This window comes from Rhodanobacter koreensis (assembly GCF_054782855.1).
Window position 1 is genome coordinate 738,378 of sequence record NZ_BAAGRR010000002.1, and the last position, 26,752, is coordinate 765,129.

The window sequence follows — 26,752 nt, forward strand, 5'->3', positions numbered from 1 at the left end:
TCGGTGCATTGACCGTGATGAGCGACCAGCCTGGTTTGATGCGATATGACGCACTCCTCTTCGTGTTCTATTCATTCGCGGCACTCCCGGTCACCGCGCTTTTGCACGCACTGTGGCGGAGTGGGACGGCTTTGCGTACCGTTTCCTGGCTGCTTCTGGTGACTACCTTCGCGGCGGCGTGGGGTGCTACTGCACTCCTGTTCAAACTGTCCTTATCCATCCATCTGCTATCGGGCGATTTTCACTGGAGCGCGATCCTGCTGCGTATGCAGACCATCTGGTTCCTGCTGATGGCCTACTGCGCGATGTACATCGGCATGGGTTACCAACTGGTGGCGATGGAGGAGCAGCGGCGGGCGCTTGCGGCAACGGCCCTGGCCAAGGAGGCGGAACTTAAGGCGTTGCGCTACCAGGTGCATCCTCATTTCCTTTTCAACACCCTGAACGCGATTTCCACGCTTGTGATTGATGAGCGCCCTGGCGATGCGACGCGCATGCTTGCACAGCTCGCCGACTTTTTACGCGTGACGCTGGCCAAACAGACATCGCATGAAGTGACTGTCGCGGAGGAATTGGCGTTCACTGAGCACTATCTGGATATCGAAAAGGTCCGACTAGGAGAGCGGCTAGCTGTGAATCTCACGGTCGGCTCAAGTGCGTTGAGCGCAGCGGTGCCGTATCTGTTATTGCAACCGTTGGTGGAGAACGCCATCCGCCATGGCATTGCACGGCGCCCCGAGGGCGGCCTATTGCGCATTGAGATCGACGTGGTGACCGAGAGGCTCCACGTCGAGGTATGGAACGAGGGCATTGCCGAGCAGGACTTCGGATCGCCCTCAGGTGAGGAAGACGGTGGGGCCATCGGGTTGCAAAACGTGCGCGACCGGTTGAACTACCTTTACGCTTCAGACTATCGTTTTGTGATGAGTGTTGCCGAGGACGGCAGTTGCCTGGTGACGGCGGACTTGCCTTATCGTCCCTTGGCAGACAGTCAAACATCGTCGGATGGTGCGATAACGCCATGATGCGCGTGTTGGTGGTCGACGATGAGCCCTTGGCGCGACGCGGTGTGATCAAGCGTCTATCGCTGCACGGTGACGTGGAATTTGTCGGGGAGGCGGCCAATGGCCGCGCCGCCTTGCAAGGCATCCAGGAGCTTCGTCCTGACATAGTCTTCATGGACATTCAAATGCCGGGCACCAATGGGCTTGATGTCGTCCGTGCGATGAAACCCGCCGAGCGGCCGCTGATTATTTTCCTCAGCGCTTACGACCGCTTTGCGCTCAACGCCTTTGAGGTCCATGCGATCGACTATTTGCTGAAACCGATTCATGAGGAGCGATTTGCCGAAGCCTTGCAACGCGCGCGGGATGTGCTGGCCTTGCGTCGGGAAGGAGGGTGGGATGTCCGCCAACGGGACAAAGAACAACCGGAGTGGCTCAAACGCTTCACAGTAAGGGCAGGGCGGAAGGACCTTGTCGTTGCCGCCGAAGACATCGAGTGGGTGGAAGCTGCGGGCGATTACGCTGGTCTTCATGTGCAGGGCAAGGTCTACCTGCTGCGCGAGCGCGTACATCGCTTGATAGAGCAACTCGATCCGCACCAGTTTGTACGCATTCATCGCTCCACTGTCGTGAGGATCAATCGCATTGCAGAAATCCAGGCACTGACCAATAGGGATTCATTGCTAAAGCTCCTGGATGGCACTGTGCTTCGCGTCAGCCGCACATACAGCGAATCACTGCGGCACGCACTTTTTGAGCGCGGTACAGGCAATAGCGGCAATGAAGCTCCAACCATCGCTCGCTAATCACCTATCACCGGTTCGTCGCACGAAGCTCACGGTTCAACGCATACTCGCGTTCCCACCGCTCTGTCATGCGAGAAAGGCGATCTAATGATTGCTCCTGACCATGGGAGTTATCTCGATGAAACGCCTCTCGATATGCCTTTCCGCTGCGTTGATGGTTTTGCCTTTGGGAGCGATCGCGCAGTCGTCCACACCGCCACCAGATCGTCTCAGCCAGGATACGGTGGACGTGCAGCACGTCATGGCCGCCTATCATGAAGCGGTCGTGACGCACGATGGCCCTCGGCTGGCGAGCCTTTTCATTCCTCAGGGAAGTGCCTGGCTCAATGTCCTTTCGGACCAGGCGTTCGCGCACTTGCGCGCATCCAAGCCCGGCATCACCAAGATCAAGGTGGGTAACTACCAGGACTTCGCCAAGATAGTCTCGCAATCGACAAAGCACATGGACCCCGAGCACCAGCATGTTCGTATCCAAAGCGATGGCACGATTGCCTCGGTCTATTTTGATTACGTCTTCATGATCGACGGAAAACCCGAAAACAGGGGGGCTGAAACCTGGCAACTGGTGAAGGGCGAGAACGGGTGGCGCATTGCCACGATCATCTACTCGTCGAACCCGGCAGGCGCCTGACGCCTGAGGGTCTGTCGGTCACGCCTCGGAGCAAAGCTGCCGAGGCTTCCCGCTATCGCAGGAAGGTACGCGTGAACGCATTCGAAGGTAGTCATGAATCTCATGACTCGGAAGTGGCGCGAATTACGATCGGACTACTGATCGGTTTGCTGGTTATGGCATCGGTCATCCTGAGCATTGCGAAACTGGGTGAAGCAACGATCTCGACTTCTGGCCAGTCAGGTATCTCCGCGCTCGTCCATGGCAGCCGCTGATTAGGGGCTGTTATCGGGTCTAGAGCAGGGCCGCTTTCGACCCATGGCGGGCACCAGTTACTTAAGAACGGAACTGTGTCAAAAGGGTTTTGCTCGAGGACATGAGGTGCAGGCGCTGCGATTGGTCACATGTCGCGCCGGGTCACAAGATGACTCGAAGAGTGCTCTCGGTCGATAGTAATTACTTGCGATCCCACTGAGCCGCCATATGCGCCGTAGTTCTCATTTTTTATTGACGGTGGCATGGTCATTGCTGCACTCCGCTACTACATGTCTTTGGGATGCATGTGCGATCTGTTCACTTTATTTCAGGCCTTCCCAGGTCAGGGTCTACGCTGCTGTCAGCGATCTTGAGCCAGAACCCGCGATTCCATGCGGGGATGAGCGGCCCACTCGGGGGCGCCTTCAACACCATGCTGGGCGAGCTCAGCGACCGTAACGAATATTCGGTCTTCATCTCTGATGAGCAGCGCCGCCGGATGCTCAAGGGTCTGTTCGACAACTACTACGGCCCCGAATATGGCGCCGAGGTAGTGTTCGACACCAACCGTGCCTGGTGCACCAAGATGCGCCACCTGAAAGAGCTGTTTCCGCACGGCAAGGTCATCGCCTGCGTGCGGCACGTGTCGTGGATCATCGACAGCATCGAACAGCTGGTGCGCAAGAACGCCTTCCAGCCTTCGTCCATCTTCAATTATGGGCCTGGCGGCACCGTGTATTCGCGCGCCGAAGGGTTGGCCAATGGCGAAGGCATGGTTGGCTACGCGTACAACGGTTTGAAGGAGGCATTCTACGGCGATGAGACCTCCAACCTGATGTTGCTGCGCTACGAAACGCTGACGAGCGATCCGGCGCGCGCGCTTGCCGCGGTCTATGACTTCATCGGCGAGTCCGCCTACAAGCACGATTTCGACAACATCAGCTATCACGCCGATGAGTTCGACCTGCGTGCCGGCACGCCGGGATTGCATACCGTGCGCAAAAAAATCGCTGTGTGCGAGCGCACCAGCGTGTTGCCGCCGGATATGTTCCGTCGTTTCGAAAGCGATGCCTTCTGGCTCGATCCCGCGCTGAACCCGCGCCAGGTGCGGGTGGTTTGAGTCCTGCACGTACGTGCAGTTGACACCTTTTTTCAGATCGATGGCCGCTTGCCCGCTGCACAGGGATGCACAAGGCAAGCGGCTAACCAAAATGCACAAATCAAACGAATAAAAAATCAACAGGGGACACATCGTGAATCGCATTTATCGCCTAGTTTTTAATCGCACACTCGGCGTCATGCAAGTTGCGTCGGAGTTGGCGAACGCACCGCAAGGCGGCGTGGTCAACGGTGCGAGCGTGCCCTCGAAACCGGAGCTGAAGTCGCGCCTGTTGGCGATCGCGATGAGTGCGGCCTTGGTGGCGATCATGACGCCGGCGATGGCGCAGACGTGCGTGCCCAGCGCGATCGCGATTTGCGGCGTGAATGGCGGGGACGGTGGTGCCGGTACTGCCAGCGGTCAACCAGGTATAGGCGGTACCGGGGCTGTCACATCGGGCGCCTACGCCAATAGTGGCGGCACGGGTGGTTCGGGCGGTAGCGGGGGTTCAGCGGGCCAGGGGGCCAACAACACCGGCGGGGCCGGTAGCTTAGGGCCCGGGGGTGCAGGTGTTGGTGGCGGATTGGGCACGCTCGGCAACGGTGGCGGCGGTGGCGGTGGCGGCGACCTTGCTGGTCCAACTTACGGCGGTGGCGGTGGCGGCGGTGGCGGCGGCGCGGGCCAGTCCGTCAGCGGTACGTCCTTCACCAATCCGGGCAGCATCGTGGGCGGCAGGGGTGGTAATGGCGGTAACGGCGGCCTCTCTGGCTCGTCGGGCTATGGCGGTGGCGGTGGCGGTGGTGGCGCGGGCGTGTATGCCAGCGCGGGCAGTACGGTCACCAATGGTGCCGGCACAACGATCACCGGCGGCGCCGGCGGCAGCAGCGCCAGTGGCAGCAGCACGGGCGGAATCGCTGGCGGGGGTGGTGTTGGCGTAGCGATCGTCGGTTCAACACTGACCAATAGCGGCAGCATCGTCGGTGGCAATGGTGGCGCAGCCGGTAACAACTATCTGGGCGGCGCGGGTGGTGTCGGTGTTGTGGCGACGGACGGTTCCACCATCATCAACCGTGGCAGCATCGCCGGTGGCGTTGGTTTTTCCGGCACGCAGATCGACGCGATCGATCTGAGCGGTGGCGGCAACACGCTGGTGCTGGAATCGGGTTCGAGCATTATCGGCAACGTGGTCAGCAGCAGCGGCACCACCAACGGTGGCGACACGCTCGATTTGGACGGCAGCGCCAACGCGACGCTCTCTGGTTCGATCGGCGATTACGGTAGCAGCGCGCAATACCAGGGTTTCAACCAGTACGAAAAAACCGGCTCGGGAACCTGGACGCTCGATAGTGTCGGGAATACCACCGCCGTCGGGGCGTGGTCGGTTCAGGGCGGCGAACTGGATCTGGACGGCTTTGGTAGCACCTTTACGGGAGGCTTCCAAATGTCCTCCGGTACCGTTTTGACAGTCGGTGCGGGCTACGGTGGCGTCTTCGTGGCCGGGACCTCGGGCGCCAACGGCTCGCACGGCAGCAATGGCACGTACAGCGGTTTCAGCGGCGCGTCCGGTCAGTTTGGTGTGTCCGGTGCGGCGGCGGTCAGCGGTTATAGCTTCACGCTGACCAACAACAGCAGCTCGATCCTCGGCGGTGCGGGTGGCATCGGCGGCTCTGGCGGCAGTGGGGCCAATGGCGGCTCTGGCGGCTATACGAATTATCACGGCGGCGCCGGCGGCGAGGGCGGTGCCGGCGGTGCGGGTGGATATGCCGTGTCAGGCACCGGCTTCACGCTCACCAATCAGGGCCGTTTGTCCGGCGGTGCCGGCAGCCTGGGCGGTGCCGGCGGGAGTGCTGGCAACGGGGGTACCGACTTGATCGGAAATGGCGGCGACACCTACGCCGGAGCGCTTGGTGGCCAGGGCGGTGTCGGTGGCGCCGCGGTATCCGGTAGCCAATTCACGTTGACCAACAGCAACAACGCGAGGATCTACGGCGGCTACGGCGGCTTCGGCGGCGCTGGCGGTGTGGGCGGAAATGGCGGCTACGGCGGCAATCACGGCGGCGCCGGCAGTGCCGGTGGCACGGGTGGCGTGGGCGGCTATGGCGCCTCGGGCGTGCAGGGTGGTGACTTCACCGTTACCAACTCCGCGTTCATCCAGGGTGGCACCGGCGGGAATGGTGGCATCGGCGGCAACGGTGGATTCGGCGGATCGTCATCCAGCGGCGACACGTCCATGCTGGGTTCCACCGGGCCCGGTGGCGCAGGCGGTGCCGGCGGTGGCGGCGGTTCGGCGATCAGTGGCTACGCCTCCACGCTGACCAACAGTGCCGGAGGAATACTCCAGGGCGGCGGCGGCGGCTCAGGTGGCATGGGTGGCACCGGGAATTTTGGTGGCACGGCGAGCACCGGGGCCGTGGGTGTCAGCGGCAGCTACGGCGGTGCCGGCGGCAGCGGCGGTAATGGCGGCGCAGCCGTCATCGGCAGCACGATTTCGATTATCAACCAGGGCAACGTCACCGGCGGCTGGGGTGGCTACGGCGGCGGCGGCGGCGTCGGTGGAATGGGGTCGGAGTCCACCAACGGGGGGACGGCGGCCGCCGGAACTGGCGGCGCCGGCGGCGCGGCCGGTGCGGGTGGCAACGGTGGTGCGGCGGTCGTGGGCGGGGGCCTGACCGTAACCAACAGCGGAGCTCTGCAGGGTGGCCTGGGTGGCCAAGGCGGGATGGGCGGCACCGGCGGCGCGGGTGGTTATTCGCATCAGCAGGCCGGCGGCAATGGCGGCGCCGGAGGTGCCGGCGGCGCGGGTGGTGCGGGTGGTGCGGGCGTCGTCCTCATCGGCGCAAGCTCGTTCACTGACACTGGTCCCGGCACTACCGTCACAGGCGGCAACGGCGGGACCGGTGGCAACGGTGGTGCGGGCGGCGGTGGCGGCTATTCCTTCAGCGCGTCCAATGGCTTGGCTGGAGCGCAAGGTGTTGGCGGCACAGGCGGAGCAGGCGGCACCGGCATCAGCGCCGGAACGGGCGACACGATTACCAACAATGCCGACGCCTCGATTCTTGGCGGCAATGGCGGTATTGGCGGCACGGGCGCCATCGCCGGCAATGGCGGCAACGGTGGCGCAGGCGTGTCCGGCACCGGCTTCACGTTGACCAATGCCGGTTCAGTGCAAGGCGGCAATGGCGGAGGCGCAGGTGCGTACGGCGGCGTGGGCGTCGTCTCGACCGGCGGCTCGACCATCATCAACAGCGGCCATATCGCAGGCGGCGTTGGATCCACCGGCGCGCAGGCCGACGCGATCGATCTCTCTGGCGGCAACAACGTGCTGGTACTGGAAACTGGCTCAGGCATTGTCGGCAACGTCATCAGCACCAGTGGCACCGGCACGGGCGGCGATACTTTCATACTGGGCGGCAGCACCAACGGCACGGTCAACGCGAGCTTTGGCGAGCTGGGCAGCGGTGCGCAGTTCGAGGGCTTCGCCACGTACGAAAAGACCGGCAGCAGCACATGGACGCTGAACGGTTCGTCCATCCTCAACGAAGTGTGGCAAGTTCAAGGTGGCGAGCTGGATGTGACCGGCACGACATTCGTCGGCGGTTTCGACATGTCCTCGGGTACGACGCTGGGCGTGGGTACGAGTCAAACGAACGTTCAGGTCACCGGTGTTGCGGGTGCCGCCGGGTACGCTGGCACCTCAAGCACGTCCGGTGGTGCCGGTAGTGCTGGCGGCGACGCGGTCAGCGGCACGGGCTTTACGCTGAACAATCAGAACCGGATCAATGGCGGCGCGGGTGGGCGTGGTGGCAACGGCGTTGCCGGCGGAGCAAATGGCGGCGCTGGCGGAAATGGTGGCAACGGCGGCGTGGGCGTCAGCGGCTCGGGCTTTACGCTCGTCAACACCGGGACGATCACCGGCGGCAACGGCGGCACCGCGGGCAGCAATGGCATCGGTGGTGCAGGTGGCGCGGGCGTGGTCGCAACCGGCGGAGCCACCATCACCAACGCGGGCACCATTGCCGGCGGGTTGAGCGCAAGCGGCGCTCAAGCGGATGCGGTGGATCTCAGCGGCGGTGGCAATACGCTGATCGTGGAAGCGGGCCATGTGTTCACCGGCAATGTGGTGAGCACGGGCGGCACCACGAATGGCGGCGATGTCTTCGTGCTCGGCGGTAGCGTCAACGCAACCTTCAATCTGGGTGCAATGGGGGTGGTAGGCAGCGGCGCAGCGATTCAGGGCTTCACGAATCTGGGCAAGAGCGGCACCAGCACGTGGACGTTGAGCGGCACCGGCAACGCGAACCAGTCGTGGACGATCACCAACGGCACGCTGGTTGGTAACACCACCAGCATCGTCGGCAACGTGACACTCTCGCCGGTAAGTGGCGGTAACGCCAACCTCACGCTCGACCAGGCGACCAACGGCATCTACAACGGTGTGATCAGCGGTAGTGGTTCGTTGACCAAGGATGGCAGCGGGACAGTCACCTTGACGGGCGACAATACCTACACCGGTACCACTACCGTCATCGGCGGCATGCTGCAGATCGCCAACGATGGCACCTCCGGCATGTTGAGCGGCAACGTCACGAACAACGGCATGATGGCATTCGATCGCACGGATACCATGACCTACGGTGCCGTGATCAGCGGCTCGGGCAGCCTCGCGCAAATCGGCAGCGGCACGCTGATTCTTGATGGCACGAACACTTACACCGGCGGCACGACCGTACAAGCAGGTACGTTGGAAGTGGGCGACAGTGAGCACAGCGGCGCATCCATTGCAAGCAGCGTGACGGTAGATGCAGGCGGTACGCTGCGTGGTCACGGCGCGATCGATGGCAATGTCACGAGCGACGGCACGGTATGGCCGGGTGGTTCGGTGGGTGTGTTGACCATCAACGGCAACTACGCGCAGAACGGCGATGCAACGATGCAGATCGATCTCACGCCGACGCAGGCCTCCGAGTTGGTGGTGAACGGTAACGCCATGCTTGCCGGCACGCTGAGCCTGATTTACGCGCCAGGTACCTACACCAATACGGTGTACACGCTGTTGCGGGCCAATGCGGTGAGCGGAACGTTCGCGACGACAAACTCGACGGGCTCGGTGCCAACGGGTCTTGATGCAAAGGTGGCGTACGGCGCAACGGCGGTCGCTCTGACGTTGGCGGCACCGGGAACACCGATAGCGCCGCCGACCGTTGTCCAACCGCGCGACGGCGACGTTTACGCGAACCTGATGCGTAGCGTCGATCTGGTCGAACAGCAATCGTTGGTCACCGTGATGGGTGCAACGTTGCGTCCGGCCGACACCTCATGCGGCATGGCAAACGCGGCGCACACCAACACCGTCACCTCCTCGTGCAACAGTGGTCTGTGGATGCAATACAGCGGTGGCACCGAATCGCTCTCGGGCAGCAACGGTCTGAATAGCACAACGTTCGGTCTGCAGGGTGGTTGGGATCACGCCGTGGCTGACGTGGTGCATGTCGGTGTGGAAGCGGGCTATGACCGCATCAATGGCAATGATCACGACGGTGGCAACGGCAGCATCGACAACGTGCATGGCGGCTTGTACGTGTTCGGCGATGCAGGCCCCGTCGTGTTGTCGGGCATGCTCGACGCAGCGCACAGCAGCTATAGAGTGAATCGCGCAACAGGTATCGGTCACGCGATTGCCGATCCGGATGGCAACATCACATCTGCTGCACTGCAGGCCGCATGGCCGCTGACGGCCGCGCAGTGGCAAGTCACGCCGGCCGTGGGTGCGCTTTATCAGCACCAGACCATGAATGCCTTTGGTGAAACCGTGCCGAGCAACAACCCGCTCGCTTACGTGTTCGCAGTCAATGGTGCACGCACCACGTACAACACCATGCAGCCGTATGCGCAGGTCTCCTTCACGGATGCATTCGTCGCACAAGGTACCAGCTACGTGCCGCAGCTCGACGTCGGCTATCGCTACGACACACGCAGCCGCAATACGCCGGTGGTGCAGGAAGCCTCGCAAGACGGCACCGTGTTCGCAGTGCCCGCCGATAACCTGGGCCGCGGCATGGTCACGGTGGGTGCACGCATCACCGCGAAGGCGGGTGCATCGTGGGGTCTGTACCTGGATTACCAGGGGCAGTTCTCCAATCACCTTAGCGACAACGCGTTGAGTGTTGGCTTCACCAAGCAATTCTAAGCAATACGCGGGACATCGACACAAGGAGGTGCCATGTATATGCAGACAGGCGCAGCGATAACAATAGATTCTGTTATTTGCAAAATGCTCGAAGAAACGAATTACCTGCAGGCCGCCCGGAAGTTTGCCGATAGATATCACGACGTGCGTCCAGATGCCGCGACGCAAAGACAGTTTGAAGTACTAAATCAGTTGATGCAGAGTGACCCCTCTGGCGCTCTGTCCGCTGCGGGTAAGCGGCAGGCTTGACAAATATTAGCTCGCAACAGCCGTCGTTGTATGCCGTTCAAGAACTTTGTTGATTAGATGGGGTTATCGAGGGTAGACGCTTCTCAACCGCCGCCAGGCCGGCAGCCCTGCGCCAAGTGCGAGAGCGAAGATTCCGCAGAGCCACGGGAAGGCGTTACCGATCCGCGTATAGAGCGTTGGCCCGGATCCCAGCGGCAGGTCGGCGACAATCATGGTCAGGCCCGTGGGCGCATCCTGCTTGAGGGCGACCAGACGCCCTTGCGCGTCGCTGGCGAACACCAGGCCGTCATGGGCAGCCCGCACGATCGAAAATCCGCCTTCGACGCCGCGCATCACGGACATGATTCCGTGCTGCCAGCCATCGATGCCCATGTCGCCCGCGGGCACGCCCATCAGGCGGACGCTCTTGGCGGCATCGGAACGAATGGTGTCGGGGAAATCCATGTCCTTGCAGATCTCCTCGGCACGGCCATAGCCCAACCAGCCCGAGACATGACCCGGCGTGAAATCGTCCTCGAGGCCCGGCACCGGATGGCGCTTGTCGTAACGCTGGATCCTGCCATCGGGCGTGATCGCAAGCGCGAAGTCGGCGGCCGGCGTCTCGGAGTGGAAGCCGGCAATGATCTGCACACCCGTATCCCTGGCGGCGGCGACGAGCGGCGCAACGATCGTGCCCTGTCCGGCAGGGGTCGATGCCATGCCGCCTTCCGGCGTAACCACGAATCTGGCGCCTTCCCGGGCGGCTGCACGGATCTCGCGCGCATAGGTTTCGGCCACCGCGAGATCGGCCGACACGGTCTTCGCCCGCCAGGAATCCGCTACGGCCGTCTCATCGACGATTCCCGCCACCCTCACCACGTCGGGCTGCGGACGCGCAAGTCGCACGATACCGAACACCACATTGGCCGCACAGATCGTCAGCCCGAGGCCGACTGCGGCCGTGTTTCGTTTGAGCCGTAGCGCCATGGCGAGGGTATTCGCAAAGAGGCAGATCAGGAACGTAACGACGTACATCCCCAAGAGCGATGCGCTCTGGATCAGGACGGGCGCTGACATCGTGCTGTAGGCGAGCGATCCGTAGGTGCCGTTCGGGGACCGCAGCTCAATCAGGAACTCGAAGGCTGTCCAGCAAGCCGGAAACGCAAACAGCGTGAGGAGCGGTGACGCCCGGCGCTGCACAAAGCGCGCAAACCATACCGCGACGCAAAACAACCCGACATCGACCACCAGAGCCGACGTGAGGACGAGCGGCGGTATGAGGTGCAGGTAGGGGGATTGCAGGATATAGCCTGCCCCGCCGAGGAGCGCGATGGCACCCGCTCCGATCACTTGCCACGTGCGCGCCTTGCCATAGGCGAGCCACAACAGCGGCACGGGTGCGAGCCAGATCAAGGCCCAGACGTGGTCGTATCCCTGTGAGAGATAAAACATGATGCCGCTCAGCACGGCGGCCAGCAGGGTGATCATTCGCTTTTCCCGGATGGTTTGAGGGAATCAAGGAACTGACGCTGTGCCGCGCGGTACAGCGCCTTGAATTGTTGGTCGCTCGCGAAACGCCTGGCGCGCTGCATCGACACGAATCCCTGTCCGTAGGCCGCGAGCGCGATGGCGATCCCGAGTGTCGGCTCGTCGCGGAACCGACCATCAGCCTTCGCCTGATCGATGCGAGCCATCGCGAGCACAATCGCGGGCGAGCGGCCCGCGGCGAAATCATCGGGGAACTGGCGCGCCGCGGGCGCAGGCAGGAAGAACGCTGCGTCGAACCGGTGCGGCTGCTTAAGCGCGAAATCGAGATAGGCCTCCATGAGCGCCTCCAGCCATTCCACCGGGTTTTGGGCGCGGATGCCGCGGACGATCGCCTCCCACGCGGAGATGCCGTCCTGCATGAGGGCGTTGAGCAGCTCGTCCTTGTTCTTGAAATGGCGATAGAGCGCCATAGGCGAGAGATCCGCTCGCTGGGCGACTCTGCGGATGGTCAGCCCCTCGAAGCCTGCGGATTTGAGCACCGCTTTCGCAGCCGAGAGTATGCGGTTTTTTGTCATGCGTACACTGTACACAAACGAGTACTAAGTACACAAGGAAACTTCGCGGCCACAGCCCCGGGCACCCGAGGTGCTCAGGTTCATGATGCAGTGCTCAAGTCTGTGGGTAGGACGATGGTGCCGGATAGGCCCCGAAGCTGCGAATGGCTGGCGTGACCAAGCCCAAGAGCGCAACGATGCCGATGGCTGTGCCGGACACCGTCAGCAGCAACGTCAGAGAGTAATGGGCTACGACAAATCCGGCAGCTGTCATGGATAGTGGGGCAAGCCCGAGTACCGCAAACATCACGATGCCAAGGATACGGCCGATCAGCGACGATGGAACGCGTCCTTGTATCCAGCTGAGCCCCAGTACGCCGCCGTAGCTAGCCGCCAGGCCGATCAGTGCGAGCGCAGGCGCGGCGCTGGCGAAGCGTTCGGCGTGCGCCAGCCAGCCGATGGAGAGCCCGGCCACCAGGTCGGCGCTGAACATCACCAGCCCAAGGCGTCTTGCGTCCGGCTTGGGCAGCATCCCGCCAAGGGCGAAGCCGAGCATCGAGCCGAGGCCATTCACCGCGTACAACATGCCATAGGACAGCTTGATCCCCAGCAGCGTTTTGCGCTCAACGTGCTCGTTGAAGCCATCTTGTCCACGGCCACCGATTCTCCACTACCTGGCGACGCGGGGGCACACCGTTGCACACAAGATTTAGTCCGCGCCATCAATTGGGATCTGGGGCCGCCAGGGGCTCCCGGGGGCAGTTCGCCACTTGAATCATTGATGCAATTGGTCCAGGCCGATTTGCGCACCTCGGCTCCTGTGCACACATCGGCTCGGGTCGTCTCCAGCTATGCGGTGATTTCAGACGAGGAGCCGGGACTGCGGATTCAGAGGATGCTTGAGTTCTATCGGCGTAGGTACGCGCAGGCAACGGCGGCAGCTGAGGGAAATTCCTTAGAAGTCAGTACTGGGCGCGATCTTTGAGAAGAGGACAACAACTAAAGAGTTCGACTGTTATAAAGCAAATTTAAGGTATTACCTTATATTTGACATAATATACATTATGCGAAATTGTACATTGGTGGTTATCCTCGCCCTCGCGTGTCGTCGTCCCCTTAACCATGTCACCTGACCACTTAACCACGTCACCCCACATCACATTGCTTTGCTTCCTGTCTGGCGCGATCGACCTCTTGGTGGGCTCGATCTTCTGTCGCCTGAGCTGTCTAAGTTCTTCAGCTTGTACGGGTGCGCCACCGTGCCATTCTCTTCCAGCAAATCTCAGACAATTTGATGGCGTCGATAACGTTTGCGGCGTGACGCCCGCTGGGAAGTTCCTCATTGGGGGAGCGCGCGGCGGGAACCGCGACACCAGCCGCTCTCCTAATCCTCATCCGTTTGCGGCGAATTGCCGAGGCTCAGCTCGGACCGGTCCAACTTAAACTCCTCCTCGATGCCGAGCTTCTTGAGGATGGCAGGCAACACCTGATGGATGACACGCATGCCGACTAGCAGCTCGTTCATATAGATATCGGGGTGAATGCGCCCTGCGTTGAAGCCGAGACTCTCTGCTTCCGCCTCATCGCTCAACTCGTCACTGGAGTCGTACACCAGATTCATCAACTCGGCCCTCAGGGGCACCCCTGCCTGGAACGCCTTGTCTTTGACTATGCCGATCCACTTCTCGTAATTGGCGCGAATTTTGGCGCGGAACGCGCCGAAACCGGGCGCAAAGTCGTCGTCGATATCCACTTTCGTCGCCGCCAATTCGACAAGGCAGGGTTCGATGTTCTCGGCGGCAGTCTCCATGAGACCGAGCTCCTCGCGGTCGAAAAGTTCGGACAAGTACGCCGCGTAGAAACCATACACGTCATTGAGCGCCCTAAAGATAGCTAGGATGGTGTTCGAGTACGGGTTGCCCTCAATAGCGCCGATAAGTGCTTCGTCGCTGGCCTCATCCCCCCAGGCTGTAGCAAAATCCAAATCGATGTCGCAAGGAAACAGAGGCGGGATCGGTGCACCAATTTCCTTCAGGATGCGGACGGTCGTTCCGGTCAGTAGGTCGAGTTCGTCTTGCAGAGGAATGGTGTTGTAGCCCGTTTCAGCGCCTTCGCGTGCGAAGTCAGCCAAGAATGCAATGAGTTGCCGCCACTTCATTGCCGCCTCCAGCGAGCCGGCCGAAACCACGACGTCGGGATCCAAGTCGCCGATCCTGGCCAGTTCGCGGAGTCGCCTCTCCATCTCGAAGGAGATGTACTCCCCCTTCTTCCATTTGCTCACCTGGGTCGGGGATACGCCGAGCTTCAGGCTGAGCTCCTTCTGGGTGTAGCCGGTGGCGGCTAGGGCTAGTTGTACCAAGGTGTCACTGCTCATGGGCCGCTCCGGAATGATGTGCACTAAATTTAACGAAGGCTAAAGTGCACGTTATTCTGAGCGAGATGAGCACCCATGTCAATAAATTTAGTAAATTCGATTGCGACATCATCTTCCCGGCTGGATCTAAGCGGGCGTCAGCTACAGGGCTTCACAACATTTCCGGCGATCGCAACGGTGACTCACGCACGCGGCCTCCCGACTCGTCCCCCTCGCCTGCTCTGCAGCCAGCAGCCACTGGCCAGATGCGCAGGCGCCGGCTGTCTAAGCCATGAAAGTCGCCTATGAGCCACCCTCGCTCGCCATCATCGAACGCAGCTGAGTGAGAGCGCGCGCGCGAATCCCTGGCTGGACAGAGCGCTCATCTCGGACCCTTAACTGTGGCCCACTAGCCCGGTCGCGTTTGAACACAGCTAATTACCAATATCAATCGCTCTCAGACACAAACCATTGATTTCGCAGCTTTCCGAGCGTTGGATCAATGGATGACATAGTTAAAAGGACTACGACACGTCAACCATGTCCTCGCACGTGCGTTCACTGTGTGAATGGCGCCATTCGGCGCGATGCCCTTTCCCCCAAGCACATCAAGAGCCTGACCATATCCGACGGATCTATCCGTCCGTAGGCATGGTTGATGGAAGTCAACGGATATGTGGATTGTAAAAATCGCCCTTGAGCGGCCGCTGACTTTCATCGTTCTGGCGCTGTTGCTGTTGATACTCGGGCCGATGGCGATCCTGCGCACGCCGACCGACATCTTTCCGAACATTGATATCCCGGTCGTTTCGGTGGTGTGGCAGTACACCGGTCTGCCTGCTGATGACATGAACAACCGTATCGTGACCGGTTTCGAGCGCGCGGTCACCACCACGGTCAATGACGTCGAGCACACCGAGACGCAGTCGTTGAACGGCGTCGGCCTGGTCAAGGTGTTCTTCCAGCCAAACGTCAATATCGATATGGCGGTCGCGCAGATCACCTCGATTTCGCAGACCGTAGTCAAGTCGATGCCGCCCGGCACGACGCCGCCGCTGGTGATCGTCTACAACGCGTCGAGCGTGCCGATCCTGCAGTTTGCGCTGTCGTCGAAGGACTTGTCCGAGACGACCATCTTCGACGACGCCAACCAGACCGTGCGCCCCTTCATTACCGCCGTCCGCGGTGCGGCCACGCCCTACCCCTACGGCGGTAAGCAGCGCCAGATCGAGGTCGATCTGAATCCGCAGGCGTTGCTGGCACACGGCCTGTCGCCCAGCGACGTGGTCGCCGCGATCGGTGCGCAGAATCTGATCCTGCCGGCGGGCACCGAAAAGGTCGGCGACATCGAATACAGCGTCCGTTTGAATGGCAGCCCGCAGCAGATTTCCGAACTCAACGACGCACCGATCCGCACCGTCAACGGCATCACGACCTATATCCGTGACGTGGCACATGTGCACGATGGTTCACCACCGCAAACCAATGTGGTGCGCGTGAATGGTCAACGTGCGGTACTGATGTCGATCCTGAAGATCGGCAATGCATCGACGCTGGACATCGTCGACAGCCTGCACCGGATGTTGCCGCGGATTCGGGCAGCCATTCCGAAAAATCTGCAGGTCGAGGCGATATCCGACCAGTCGCTGTTCGTGCGCGCTGCGGTCTCGGGTGTGATCCGCGAAGGCGTGATCGCCGCGGCGCTCACCGGGCTGATGATCCTGCTGTTCCTGGGCTCATGGCGTTCCACATTGATCATCGCCATCTCGATCCCGCTGTCGATCCTGGCCTCGATCATCGCGCTGTCCGCGCTGGGCGAGACGATCAACATCATGACCCTGGGCGGCCTGGCCCTGGCGGTCGGCATCCTTGTCGACGACGCCACGGTGACCATCGAGAACATCAACTCGCACCTGGAACAGGGCAAGGACGTCTACGAGGCGATCATGGAAGGTGCGCACCAGATCGCCGTACCGGCGCTGGTCTCGACACTGTCGATCTGCATCGTGTTCGTGCCGATCTTCTTCCTGGGCGGTGTGGCCAAGTACCTGTTCGCACCGTTGGCCGAGGCCGTCGTGTTTGCCATGCTGGCCTCGTACGTGCTGTCGCGGACGCTGGTACCCACACTGTCCCTGTATTGGCTGAAGAAGCACGTGCATGGTGAGCAGCCCAAGGGGCCACTGGGGCGTTTTCAGGCAGGTTTCGAGAAGCGCTTCGAGAGCATTCGTGACAGCTACCGCGATGCGCTGGAAACAGCGGAGGAACACCGTGGCCTGTTCGCCGTGCTGTTCTTCGCCAGCTGCGCGCTGTCGGTCGCGCTGCTGGTGCCGTGGCTGGGCCGCGACTTCTTCCCGTATGTCGATGGCGGTCAGATCAAGCTGCATTTCCGTGCCGAGACCGGTCTGCGCATCGAGGAAACGGCACGCCTGGCCGACGGCATCGAAGACGTGATCCGCCGGACCATTCCGAAGAATGAGCTGGACAGCATCGTCGACACGCTCGGCCTCCCGTACAGCGGCATCAATCTGTCCTACAGCAATACCGGTGTGGTCGGCACGTCCGATGGTGATGTCTTTGTCACCTTGAAGGACGGTCACCACCCGACCATCGATTACGTCCGCTCGCTGCGGCGGCAGCTGGCGCAGAAGTATCCGGGAGTGATCTTTTCGTTCCTGCCCGCCGACATGGTCGGCCAGATCCTCAACTTCGGCTCGCCCGCACCGATCGACGTGCAGGTGAGCGGGCATGACCCCAAGGCCATCGCCAAGGTGGCGGATGATCTCTATGGCAAGCTGGCGCGCGTGCCAGGCCTGGTCGATCTGCGTGTGCAACAGGCACTCAATCTGCCGCAGCTCAATGTCAATGTGGATCGCACGCGTGCCAGTCTGGTCGGTCTCACCACGCAGGATGTGGCGAGCAACCTGCTGACTGCCCTCGCCGGCTCTTCGCAGGTCAGCCCGACGTTCTGGGTCGATCCGAAGACTGGCATCAGCTACACCATCGCGACGCAGGCGCCGCAGTATCGAATCGATACCCTGCAGGACCTGAAAACATTGCCGATTACCAGCACGACCGGAGCAACAGCGGTCAGCAGCAGCCTCAATGCCAGTGGAGCAGCCAGCCAGATTCTCGAGAACCTGGCCACCTTCTCGCGCAGTGTCGGGCCGGCCATCGTCACCCACTACAGCACCCGACCGACCATGGATCTGTATGCCGCCGTCGACCAGACCGACCTGGGCAGCGTCGCGGCCAATGTGCAGCGTATCGTCGACGACTATTCGAAGCAGCTGCCGCGTGACGTGGACATCGACGTGCGCGGACAGGTGCAGACCATGGCGGCGTCCTATCGCGGCCTGATCGGAGGTCTCGCCTTCGCCATCGTGCTGGTGTATCTGCTGATCGTGGTCAACTTCCAGAGCTGGCTGGATCCGCTGATCATCATCGCGGCCTTGCCTGCCGCGCTCGCCGGACTGGTGTGGATGCTTTTCCTGACCGGCACGCCGCTGTCGGTGCCGGCCCTGATGGGCGCGATCATGTGCATGGGTGTTGCTACCGCCAACTCGATCCTGGTGATCAGCTTCGCGCGCGAGCAGTTGGACCGGCATGGCGACCCGGTGAAGGCCGCCATCGAAGCCGGCTTCGCCCGTTTCCGCCCGGTGCTGATGACCGCTTTTGCGATGATCATCGGCATGGTGCCGATGGCACTGGGGCTGGGTGAAGGCGGCGAGCAGAATGCGCCACTCGGCCGCGCGGTGATCGGCGGCCTGCTGCTGGCCACCGCGGCCACGTTGTTCTTCGTACCGACGTTCTTCAGTCTGTTGCACCGGCGTCGCCAGGCACGCCTTGATGCTGCCGCCGCTTGAGACCTAAGATCATGCCCACCCCGAACACTCCTGTTCCGCGCCAGTCCACCAAGCCATCGCATCGCGCGCGGCTCGTGCTCATCGTGCTTGGCATCGCGCTGGTCGCGCTCGGCGTGTTCGGCATACTGCAGCGCGTGCATGCACGCCACGAGTTGAGCAAGGACACCGACCGTCAGGCCGTGCCGATCGTGGCCACCCTGATACCAAAGGCAGCCCCCGAAGATCAGTCGCTGACCTTGCCCGGCACCGTCAACTCGTGGCAGGACGCCCAGATCTACGCACGCACCACGGGCTACGTGGCCAGGTGGTATGTGGACATCGGCACCCGGGTCAAGAAGGGCCAGCGCCTCGCGGATCTGGATACTCCCGATGTCGACAACGAGCTCCTGCAGGGCCAGGCGCAGATGCGGACCGACCAGGCGAACGAGAAGCTGGCCAAGGTCACCGCCGACCGCTACGAAGTACTGGTCAAGCAGGGACTGGTGGCACTGCAGACGGGTGATCAGTACGTGGCCCAGTTGAACGCCGACATCGCCACGGTGGAGGCGGACCACGCCAATGTCGCCAAGCTGGAAAACATGGAACAGTTCAAGCACATCCTGGCGCCATTCGATGGCGTGATCACCCAGCGCAACCTGGATGTGGGCGCGCTGGTCGATGCCGGCTCGACCGGCAGCAACCTGTTCGTCATCGCCGATACCACCAGGCTGCGCGTGTTCGTCGATGTGCCCGAAAGCTACGCCGGCAGTGTACACATCGGCATGCCGGTGACCGTCACTCTGAGCAGCTATGGTGCCCGGCCGTTTACCGGTACCGTTGCCCGAACCGCGGACGCGCTCGATCCGAACTCCCGTACTCTGCGCACCGAGATCGACGTGGACAACGCCGGTCAGGCACTGGTCCCTGGCGTATACGCCAACGTCAAGCTGGCGCTTTCAACCGCGACGCACGATTTCATCGTGCCGGCCAACACCTTGCTGTTCCGCAGCGAGGGGCTGCGGATCGCGCTGGTCGACGCGCAGCAACGCGTTCATCTGCAACCGGTCACCCTGGGGCGCGATTTCGGCAACACCATCGAGGTGACCGGCGGTCTGGATGCCAATGTCCGCATCATCCTCAACCCGGCTGATTCGCTGTACGAAGGCGAGCAGGTCCGCATCGCCGGAAACGACCGCTGATCATCGATTCCGTGATGCTGGCGGGACGGCCGGAAGGCCTGCCCGTGATTCCTATGATCGCATGCGGGCCGCGATACCTCGCCGCATCTGCGCCGGGATATCCGGACTGATGCGGCGCATTCGACAAATCAGCGAAGAGGTTCGGTAGCTGTCTGCCCGGTGCACGGGATCGGCTGCCCGTCGGAGTCGGTTGCCTGCGAGTAGCTCGAACCGCGTGCGGCAATGACCACCCCGCCGACACATTTTTGATCCGGGCCAAGCATGAAACGCTGCTGCTGCAGTGCCGCTTCCTGCTGCTGCCTTTTCAGGCGCATGGCCTGCTCCACCTGATATTGCCGGGCCTGTTCGCTCACCTGCTGGTTCGTGTTGTACCGGTCTTCCTGCTGCTGATTCAGACTTGCCGCCACTTGCGCATGGAATTGCCGGGCCTGCTCCTCTGCCTGCTGGGCATTTTGCGCCGCAGTGCGCGCGAGGTTCTGCATGATCTCGTCTGCCTGACGCTGTGCCTGATATCTGCTCAGGGCATTCCATGCAAAGCCGGCCATGATCATGCCGGCCACCGCAGCACCTATCTTCCACGACAAAGGCAACGTGTTCACACCCCACCCCTGGATCATAGTTCGCAAAGTCTAGCGTAGCCGGGCCTTGAAACCGGTCCAGCGAGATGACGACCGGTTCACCGCCCGAAGATGATTTCCTTGCCTTCGTGGTCGCGGTCCCAGCCGCGCAGCTGGTCGCGGATGTGGGCGATGCGCTGGCGGCCAAGTGCGTTGCGTTCCTCGTCGAGCACGAGACCATCGAGCAACTCGGCCAGGCGCTGCGCGGTGGGAAGCATCGCGTCCCAGGCGTCAAGCGCCGGCAACGGTGCCGGCAACGTCATGAAGAAGCTCACGCCGGGCGTGCGCAAGCTATCCAGCCGGCCCAGATCGAAGCTGCCAGGCTTGAGCATGTTGGCCACGCTGAAGATCGGTCCGAGCTCGCGCTTGCCATCGACTAGGCGGTGGTAGATGCCCATGTCGCCGAACTCGAGGCCGGCCTTTTCGGCAGCCACGACCAGGTCCGGGCCGTTGAAGTGCTCGCCTTCGCGCGCCACCACGAACAGCGTGACGATGCGCTCCACCGGCAGCTGAGCCGGTCGACGGCCGAGATCCGAGCGCGGCGGCACTTTCGCGGCAACGGGTGCTACAGGGACTGTCGGCGTAGCCGCAGTCGGTGTGGCCTTGGCGACCGCAGGTGCTGATTCGTCGGTGCTGGGTGCCCGCAAGGCATCCACGATGGAGGCGGCATGACCTGCCAGCGGGGGCCTGTTCGACGGGGGCTGATCCGATGCGGCCTGTTTTGGCTGGGTTCCATGGCGTTCGCCCGAGAGCGTCGCGCCCAGCCGTTCGAGTTCCTCGCGCAGACCGACTTCCAGCTCGCCCTGCTCCGGCTGCGACATTTCCGCATGCTGGCCGGCGTGTGCGGATCGATCGAGTGCGCTGAAAACCGGATCGTCGGCCAGGCTGGTTTCGTCGCCCAGGGTCGGCTCACGGCGTTCGCCCGCGTGTTCGCTCTGAACGGGGCGTCGCTTGCCCTGCTCCTTCTTCGGCTGCCCGAACAGCCAGATCAGCGCCAGCACGATCAGGCCGACGATCAGCAGCGGAATGCCGACAGCAGGGTTCCAGGCGAAGGCGAGCACGGGTTGCAGCGTCATCATGGGGTCCTCAGGCAGCTCCTGCCAGTTTAGCCGCTTCTGCCAGATCCACCTGCACCAGTCGCGACACACCCGGCTCACGCATGGTCACACCACACAGCTGGGTAGCTGCTTCCATGGTGGCCTTGTTGTGGCTGATGAAGATGAACTGCACCTTCTCGCTCATCTCGCGCACCATGCTGGAGAAGCGCCCGACGTTCGCTTCGTCCAGCGGCGCATCGACCTCGTCGAGCAGGCAGAACGGTGCCGGATTGAGACTGAAGATCGCGAACACCAGCGACACCGCCGTGAGTGCCTTCTCGCCGCCGGACAACAGGGTGATGTTGGAGACGCGCTTGCCTGGCGGACGCGCCATGATCGACACGCCGGTATTGAGCAGGTCGTCGCCGGTCAGTTCGAGGTAGGCGTGGCCACCGCCGAACAGGCGCGGGAACAGCTCCTGCACGCCGGCGTTGACCTTGTCGAAGGTTTCCTTGAAGCGTTGGCGGGTCTCGCGATCGATCTTCTTGATCGCACCTTCCAGCGTTTCCATCGCGCTGACCAGGTCGGCGAGCTGGTTGTCCAGATAGGTCTTGCGCTCGCTCTGCTCGGCGTGTTCCTGGATCGCGGCAAGGTTGACCGGCTCGAGTCGGGCAATCTTCTGTCCGATGTCGCCGAGCTGCGACCGCCACTGGCTGGCATCGATGTCTTCGGCCAGCTCGGCCAGCAACGTCTCCAGTTCCAGGCCTGACGCAGTGATCGCTTCGGCCAGCTGTTCGGCGCGCAGATGCAGTGCCTGTGCAGCGAGGCGTTTCTCGGACAGGCTCTCGCGCAGTGTGGCCAGGCCCTGCTCTGCCAGATGGCGTTGCTGTTCCAGCTTGCGGAAGGTGATGTCGCAGTCTTCCAGCGCGCGACGCGCTTCCACCAGCTGCTTGTCGACCAGCAGGCGCTGGTCCAGGTAGGTCTGCCTCTCGCCCTCGAGTTCCGCGATCGGATCGGAGCCGGCGGCGAGCTGTTCGGCGATTTCGCCGCGACGCGATTCGATCTGGCGCAACTGAGCGTCCATGCGACCCAGCGCCTGCTCCAGTGAAGCCAGCGAGGAGCGTTTGGATTCCAGCGCCAGTGCCAGCGAATGCGACTGGTCGGCAGCTTCGCGTGCATTCATGCGCGCTTCCTCGCGTGCTTCCAGCAGGGCGCGGCGTTCGTTTTCCAGTTCGCGGCGCTGGTCTTCCAGGTCGCCCATCAGGCCGACGGATTCATCCAGGCGGGCCCGTGCCTCGCGGGTCTGGCTCTGCAGCTCGTCGAGCTGGCTGGCCAGGTCGTTCAACTCGCCGTTGACCTTCTCGGCGCGGGCACGGGCGGTTTCCAGCTTGCCACGATGGCTCTGCAACTGGCCGGCCAGCTCGGACTGGCGGCGATGTGCGTTGTACAGCTCGCGCTGGGCATCGTCGCGGGCACGCTCGGCCTCGAACTTGGTGGTACGCAGCGTGTCGAGCCGTTCGCTGGCTTCCTCCAGTTGCGCTTCCAGCGTGGCGATCTGTTCGGCCAGCAGGCGGATCTCGCGCTCGCGCGCCAGCACGCCGACCTGGCTGCCCTGCGCCCGACGCACGCGCGCCCAGCCTGGGCCCAGCCATTCACCACTTCGGGTGATGACCGACTGGTACGGCGCCAGGGCGGACAGCGACGCCACGCGCTGATGAGCTTCGTCAAGCGATTCGGCAGTGAGCACATGGCCGAGGATCGCCATCGCGGCGGCCGGGCCGCGCACATGCGCGGCCAGCGTGCCGGCGGTGTTGGCGCCACCGTCGACGGCATCCAGCAGTGCCACATCGGCGTTTTCGAGTGCTTTGAATTCGGCGGCGAGCACATGCGAACCGTCCACCAGCACACTATCGAGGAAACCGCTCAACGCGGTCTCCACCGCCGTTTCCCAGCCGGCCTCGACCTGCAGCGATTCACCGAGGCGGCGCGACCTGTCCAGCCCGAGGCGACTCAGCCAGCCACTGGCCGCGCTTTCCTCCTGGCCCAGCGCGGCGTGCTGCAGCGCTTCCAGGGAGGCATGCCGACCGCGGGCTGCCTGCAACTGCTGACGTGCTTCGTTAAGCGCCGACTGCACCTGGCGCTCCTCGTCCTGCACCTTCTCGTGGCTGGATTTGTGCTGGTCGAGCAGGCTGCCCAGCGTTTCGACGCGCTCGCGCTGGGTGTCGTGCTCGCTGTGCAGCTGTTCGCCGGCGGCGTCCAGCGCGGCCACGTCAGTGGCTTTCTGTTCCGTTTCCAGCGTTTCGCGGCGCCTGGACAGGTCAATTGCCTGGCGGTCGAGGTAATTGAGCTTGGTACGCTCCACTTCGGCTGCGCGATTGGACTCGCCGGCATTGCGGGTGTGCGTGTCCCAGCGCTGCTGCCAGTCGGCCAGTTTGGTCTCGGTGCTGCGCTGAGCTTCGGCGGTATCGTCCTGCATCTGCTGCAGGGCTTCGAGTTTCGGTTCGCCTTCGGCCAGCGCCATGCGCAGCGTCTCGACTTGTTCGCGATCGGTGGCGATGTGCGCCGCCAGCTCGGCATGCTCGCGTTCGGCGTCGCCATGAGCGCGCGAAAGGCGATCGGCATTCTCGCGGTTGTGGCGAACCTGCTGTTCGACGCGGGCGATCTCGGCACCAACCTTGTACACCTCGGCCTGCACGGCATTCAGGTGCTCGCTGGCGTCGGTGTGACGTTCGCGCACGCTTTCCAGCTGTGCCTCGATCTCGCGCTGTCCGGCCAGCTGCTTCTCGATCTCGATCTCGGCAGCGGACAGGTCTGCGCCTTCCCCGTCGTGCTGGCTTTTCAGGCCACGGTATTCCAGGGCACGCAGTTCGGCTTCCTTGCGCGTCTGCTCCTCCTTCAGCGCCTTCCAGCGTTCGGCGGCACGCGCCTGGCGATTGAGGTGTTCGAGCTGCTTGTCGACCTCGTCGCGCACGTCGCGCACACGGTCGAGATTCTCGCGGGTAGCCTTGATGCGGCTCTCGGTTTCCTTGCGGCGCTCCTTGTACTTGGAGATACCGGCAGCCTCTTCCAGATGAGTGCGCAACTCTTCCGGGTGCGCCTCGATGATCTGGCTGATCATGCCCTGCTCGATGATCGAGTAGCTGCGCGGACCCAGGCCGGTGCCGAGGAACAGGTCGGTGATGTCGCGGCGGCGGCAGCGCGCGCCATTGAGGAAATACGCGGACTGGCCGTCGCGGGTGACCTGGCGCTTCACCGAGATCTCGGCGTACTGGCCGTACTCGCCTTGGATGGAACCGTCGGCGTTGTCGAAGATCAGCTCCACCGTAGCCTGCCCCACCGGCTTGCGTGAATTCGAGCCGGAGAAGATCACGTCGGTCAGCGAATCGCCGCGCAGGCGGCTGGCCGCGCTCTCGCCCATCACCCAGCGAATCGCGTCGATGATGTTGGATTTGCCGCAGCCATTCGGACCGACCACGCCGATCATGTTGCTCGGCAGATGCAGGGTGGTCGGGTCCACGAAGGACTTGAAACCGGCGAGTTTGATGGTGCTCAGACGCATTGGATGCCTGTAGGTGGGTCGGACACAACTCTGTAGCAATTAACAGCGGCTCAGTTTATCGAACCGGGAGCGGCGCGGCGAACCCTCAGGGGGTACCGCATGACGGGGTTACCGGGCATGCTCGACATGACCGTCCTGTAGCACCTTATAGCGCGGGCTGACCGCGTCATCAAAACGAACGTTTGGCACAAATAGCGGGAGCAACGCCCGTGTATCGGGTGTGAATCTGAGAAACGTAAGATATCCCGGTAGTTTGTCGTTCTCGAATACCGGCGCACGCTCCGTTATATCTGCCAGGTCTCCCCGCAGATGGGCGAGATAGATATGCGAATGGTCCAGAGCCCATTGCCAGCTTAATAATTGGTGGCGGCTCATTCGCAAATTCAGCGAATTAAACCCTGTGTAGATGATCACCAGGCAGAAACCGGCCAGCCAGAGCACCTTTCGACCTTGCTCCGAGATCGGTACAACGGCAACGCGAGCGAACCATATGCCGACAAACAGGACCACCAGCTGCAGCTCCTCGTAGCCGAACCGGTACTGATGTGCAATGCCAAGATCGAACAATACGATGCGATTCGACATGGTAATTGGCAGGTAGTCCAGAAACGTTATCAGCAGCATGGCCAGCAGTACTTTCCAACTGCCATCTCCGCGCCAGATGCTCCAAACAAGCATGACTGATCCGAGCAACAGTACGCCGATCAAACGCAGATTCATTCCATGAATCGGAACATCATGGAATGATTCCATGGCAAATCCGGAAGCCGCAGCGAATAACACCTTGACGAATTCAAGGTCGGCCCGGATGGCCTGCGGCAACGCCGTTTGCACACTGTTCGGATGCAAGAGTAGATAGAACAGGACGTAGGCCGCCGATCCCAGTGCAAGCAGCGCAGGAGGCCAGATATTTTTGCGTAGATTCGGGCGAAACCGCAGCTCGTCACTCAGGTAGCCGATGACCAGCATGTGCAACGGGATCAGGACGGCCTTTTCGTAAAAGCCGAATGCCAGCACAAATGCCAACGCGGCAATCCACAAATGGACACGACGCCTGCTTCTGAGCCACGCCAGGTAGTGGTAGATCGCGCACATATCCAGAAATACATACGGTACGCGATGCTCGGCATGCGCCCACCAGCCTAGCCCGAATACGATCAGACTCGATGCAGCGTAACCACACACAAGCAGACCGCTTGCCTGCCCCACCCTCAGCAAGCGCAGGCTGCAGGCCAGATAGATCAGCGTGCCTATGTGGAAAATCATCAGGACGGCAAGCGCAACCGAAAATCTCATCGGCGCGATGTGGTACACCAACCAGGTGAGCAGCCTGTGCATAGGCACGTAATGCACATCGGTTGGCGTAAGCACGAACTGCCAGAACCCCGTGTGTTGCATGAACACGAAGTTGTCCAGATCGTCGTTGTTGAAGTCGCTGTGCCTGAGCAGATACCAGCCTGTATAAGCGACGAGGAGTACGGCCGTCACAGTGGCAACCCGCCAGGTCAGACGTCCCCAAGCGTTTTCTGCAGCCTGGTTACCTTGCATGTATGCCTCCGAGCAGCCAAGCCTGCACGCTTCCTATCCGAAAGCAGCCCCCTGCGTCAGCGCCATGCCATGCAACCTTCTCGGCCATGCGTTTACTCTGTCTTCGCATCGATCGACAGGGCATGAATACCATGGTTCATCAGCCCGTCGAGCGCGGCATAGACCATCCGATGGCGCTTGATCGGCAACTGGCCGGCGAACGCGGCGCTGACGATCCGTACATGGAAGTGGCCCTTGCCCTCACCCGCATGGCCGGCGTGCTTGTGGCCTTCGTCCAGCACTTCCAGCTCACTCGGCGCGAACGCGGCCTGCAGGCGTTCGCGGATCTGCTCAATGACGGGTTGCTCGGTCATCACGGTGCCCGCT

18 protein-coding genes are annotated in these 26,752 nt (G+C 62.1%); 9 read left to right on the plus strand and 9 right to left on the minus strand.

The features are described 5' to 3' along the window. Window positions 1-17: 17 nt before the first annotated feature. From ACYVKM_RS09210 to ACYVKM_RS09240, 7 genes are all read left to right on the plus strand, one after another. Window positions 18-1,025, plus strand: a complete 1,008-nt coding sequence (locus ACYVKM_RS09210) for a sensor histidine kinase (protein ID WP_460877299.1) — start codon at window positions 18-20, stop codon at window positions 1,023-1,025. After that, entirely contained in the window at window positions 1,022-1,810 is a 789-nt protein-coding gene (locus ACYVKM_RS09215; RefSeq protein ID WP_460877300.1) for a LytR/AlgR family response regulator transcription factor, read from the plus strand. The genes ACYVKM_RS09210 and ACYVKM_RS09215 overlap by 4 nt, the downstream gene beginning before the upstream one ends. Before the next feature lie 118 nt (window positions 1,811-1,928). After that, a complete protein-coding gene (locus ACYVKM_RS09220) occupies window positions 1,929-2,441 on the plus strand; it encodes a Cif family virulence factor (protein ID WP_460877301.1) in 513 nt (170 codons plus the stop codon). Window positions 2,442-2,512: 71 nt separating this feature from the next. Further along, complete coding sequence (locus ACYVKM_RS09225) at window positions 2,513-2,695, plus strand: hypothetical protein (protein ID WP_460877302.1); 183 nt, start codon at window positions 2,513-2,515, stop codon at window positions 2,693-2,695. Between the two features lie 287 nt (window positions 2,696-2,982). Next, window positions 2,983-3,795, plus strand: a complete 813-nt coding sequence (locus ACYVKM_RS09230; RefSeq protein WP_460877303.1) for a sulfotransferase family protein — start codon at window positions 2,983-2,985, stop codon at window positions 3,793-3,795. 133 nt (window positions 3,796-3,928) lie between these two features. Continuing rightward, complete coding sequence (locus tag ACYVKM_RS09235) at window positions 3,929-9,961, plus strand: ESPR-type extended signal peptide-containing protein (RefSeq protein ID WP_460877304.1); 6,033 nt, start codon at window positions 3,929-3,931, stop codon at window positions 9,959-9,961. A gap of 33 nt (window positions 9,962-9,994) precedes the next feature. Beyond that, the gene (locus ACYVKM_RS09240; protein WP_460877305.1) at window positions 9,995-10,210 is read left to right on the plus strand and encodes a hypothetical protein; all 216 of its coding nucleotides are present in this window, start codon (window positions 9,995-9,997) and stop codon (window positions 10,208-10,210) included. 63 nt (window positions 10,211-10,273) lie between these two features. Here ACYVKM_RS09240 and ACYVKM_RS09245 read toward each other — a convergent pair whose 3' ends face one another. From ACYVKM_RS09245 to ACYVKM_RS09260, 4 genes are all read right to left on the minus strand, one after another. Next, on the minus strand, window positions 10,274-11,677 hold the full coding sequence (locus ACYVKM_RS09245; RefSeq protein WP_460877306.1) for a nitrilase-related carbon-nitrogen hydrolase: 1,404 nt from the start codon (window positions 11,675-11,677) through the stop codon (window positions 10,274-10,276). Further along, a complete protein-coding gene (locus ACYVKM_RS09250; protein WP_460877307.1) occupies window positions 11,674-12,252 on the minus strand; it encodes a TetR/AcrR family transcriptional regulator in 579 nt (192 codons plus the stop codon). The genes ACYVKM_RS09245 and ACYVKM_RS09250 overlap by 4 nt, the downstream gene beginning before the upstream one ends. Before the next feature lie 94 nt (window positions 12,253-12,346). Continuing rightward, window positions 12,347-12,817 (minus strand): hypothetical protein, encoded by a 471-nt coding sequence (locus tag ACYVKM_RS09255; RefSeq protein ID WP_460877308.1) that lies wholly within the window; start codon window positions 12,815-12,817, stop codon window positions 12,347-12,349. A 798-nt stretch (window positions 12,818-13,615) separates the two neighbouring features. Beyond that, window positions 13,616-14,605, minus strand: coding sequence for a helix-turn-helix domain-containing protein (locus ACYVKM_RS09260; RefSeq protein ID WP_460877309.1), 990 nt, complete (start codon window positions 14,603-14,605; stop codon window positions 13,616-13,618). A gap of 653 nt (window positions 14,606-15,258) precedes the next feature. On the opposite strand from ACYVKM_RS09260, the gene ACYVKM_RS09265 reads away from it, so the two are divergent. Next, window positions 15,259-18,447: an efflux RND transporter permease subunit gene (locus tag ACYVKM_RS09265; RefSeq protein WP_460877310.1), complete on the plus strand. Its 3,189-nt coding sequence runs from the start codon at window positions 15,259-15,261 to the stop codon at window positions 18,445-18,447. Window positions 18,448-18,458: 11 nt separating this feature from the next. Beyond that, window positions 18,459-19,625 carry an efflux RND transporter periplasmic adaptor subunit gene (locus ACYVKM_RS09270; RefSeq protein WP_460877311.1) on the plus strand — a complete coding sequence of 389 codons (1,167 nt, stop codon included), beginning with the start codon at window positions 18,459-18,461 and terminating at the stop codon, window positions 19,623-19,625. 128 nt (window positions 19,626-19,753) lie between these two features. Here the strand turns inward: ACYVKM_RS09270 and ACYVKM_RS09275 are convergent, their stop codons facing one another. The 5 genes from ACYVKM_RS09275 to ACYVKM_RS09295 form a co-directional block, all read right to left on the minus strand. Next, window positions 19,754-20,107, minus strand: a complete 354-nt coding sequence (locus tag ACYVKM_RS09275; RefSeq protein ID WP_460877312.1) for a hypothetical protein — start codon at window positions 20,105-20,107, stop codon at window positions 19,754-19,756. 194 nt (window positions 20,108-20,301) lie between these two features. Then, complete coding sequence (gene zipA, locus ACYVKM_RS09280; protein WP_460877313.1) at window positions 20,302-21,318, minus strand: cell division protein ZipA; 1,017 nt, start codon at window positions 21,316-21,318, stop codon at window positions 20,302-20,304. A gap of 10 nt (window positions 21,319-21,328) precedes the next feature. Next, the gene (smc, locus tag ACYVKM_RS09285) at window positions 21,329-24,838 is read right to left on the minus strand and encodes a chromosome segregation protein SMC (protein ID WP_460877314.1); all 3,510 of its coding nucleotides are present in this window, start codon (window positions 24,836-24,838) and stop codon (window positions 21,329-21,331) included. A gap of 108 nt (window positions 24,839-24,946) precedes the next feature. Then, window positions 24,947-26,386, minus strand: a complete 1,440-nt coding sequence (locus ACYVKM_RS09290) for a hypothetical protein (RefSeq protein WP_460877315.1) — start codon at window positions 26,384-26,386, stop codon at window positions 24,947-24,949. A gap of 92 nt (window positions 26,387-26,478) precedes the next feature. Further along, window positions 26,479-26,739 (minus strand): BolA family protein, encoded by a 261-nt coding sequence (locus ACYVKM_RS09295; protein ID WP_460877316.1) that lies wholly within the window; start codon window positions 26,737-26,739, stop codon window positions 26,479-26,481. Window positions 26,740-26,752 lie beyond the last annotated feature (13 nt).

Excerpts from the sequence above, each read along its gene's own strand:
- ACYVKM_RS09210 (WP_460877299.1), top strand. The coding sequence starts at position 18 with ATGAGCGACCAGCCTGGTTTGATGCGATATGACGCACTCCTCTTCGTG.
- ACYVKM_RS09215 (WP_460877300.1), top strand. The coding sequence starts at position 1,022 with ATGATGCGCGTGTTGGTGGTCGACGATGAGCCCTTGGCGCGACGCGGT.
- ACYVKM_RS09220 (WP_460877301.1), top strand. The coding sequence starts at position 1,929 with ATGAAACGCCTCTCGATATGCCTTTCCGCTGCGTTGATGGTTTTGCCT.
- ACYVKM_RS09240 (WP_460877305.1), top strand. The coding sequence starts at position 9,995 with ATGTATATGCAGACAGGCGCAGCGATAACAATAGATTCTGTTATTTGC.
- ACYVKM_RS09245 (WP_460877306.1), bottom strand. The coding sequence starts at position 11,677 with ATGATCACCCTGCTGGCCGCCGTGCTGAGCGGCATCATGTTTTATCTC.
- ACYVKM_RS09250 (WP_460877307.1), bottom strand. The coding sequence starts at position 12,252 with ATGACAAAAAACCGCATACTCTCGGCTGCGAAAGCGGTGCTCAAATCC.
- ACYVKM_RS09255 (WP_460877308.1), bottom strand. The coding sequence starts at position 12,817 with ATGTTGTACGCGGTGAATGGCCTCGGCTCGATGCTCGGCTTCGCCCTT.
- ACYVKM_RS09260 (WP_460877309.1), bottom strand. The coding sequence starts at position 14,605 with ATGAGCAGTGACACCTTGGTACAACTAGCCCTAGCCGCCACCGGCTAC.
- ACYVKM_RS09265 (WP_460877310.1), top strand. The coding sequence starts at position 15,259 with ATGTGGATTGTAAAAATCGCCCTTGAGCGGCCGCTGACTTTCATCGTT.
- ACYVKM_RS09270 (WP_460877311.1), top strand. The coding sequence starts at position 18,459 with ATGCCCACCCCGAACACTCCTGTTCCGCGCCAGTCCACCAAGCCATCG.
- ACYVKM_RS09275 (WP_460877312.1), bottom strand. The coding sequence starts at position 20,107 with ATGCAGAACCTCGCGCGCACTGCGGCGCAAAATGCCCAGCAGGCAGAG.
- zipA (WP_460877313.1), bottom strand. The coding sequence starts at position 21,318 with ATGACGCTGCAACCCGTGCTCGCCTTCGCCTGGAACCCTGCTGTCGGC.
- smc (WP_460877314.1), bottom strand. The coding sequence starts at position 24,838 with ATGCGTCTGAGCACCATCAAACTCGCCGGTTTCAAGTCCTTCGTGGAC.
- ACYVKM_RS09290 (WP_460877315.1), bottom strand. The coding sequence starts at position 26,386 with ATGCAAGGTAACCAGGCTGCAGAAAACGCTTGGGGACGTCTGACCTGG.
- ACYVKM_RS09295 (WP_460877316.1), bottom strand. The coding sequence starts at position 26,739 with ATGACCGAGCAACCCGTCATTGAGCAGATCCGCGAACGCCTGCAGGCC.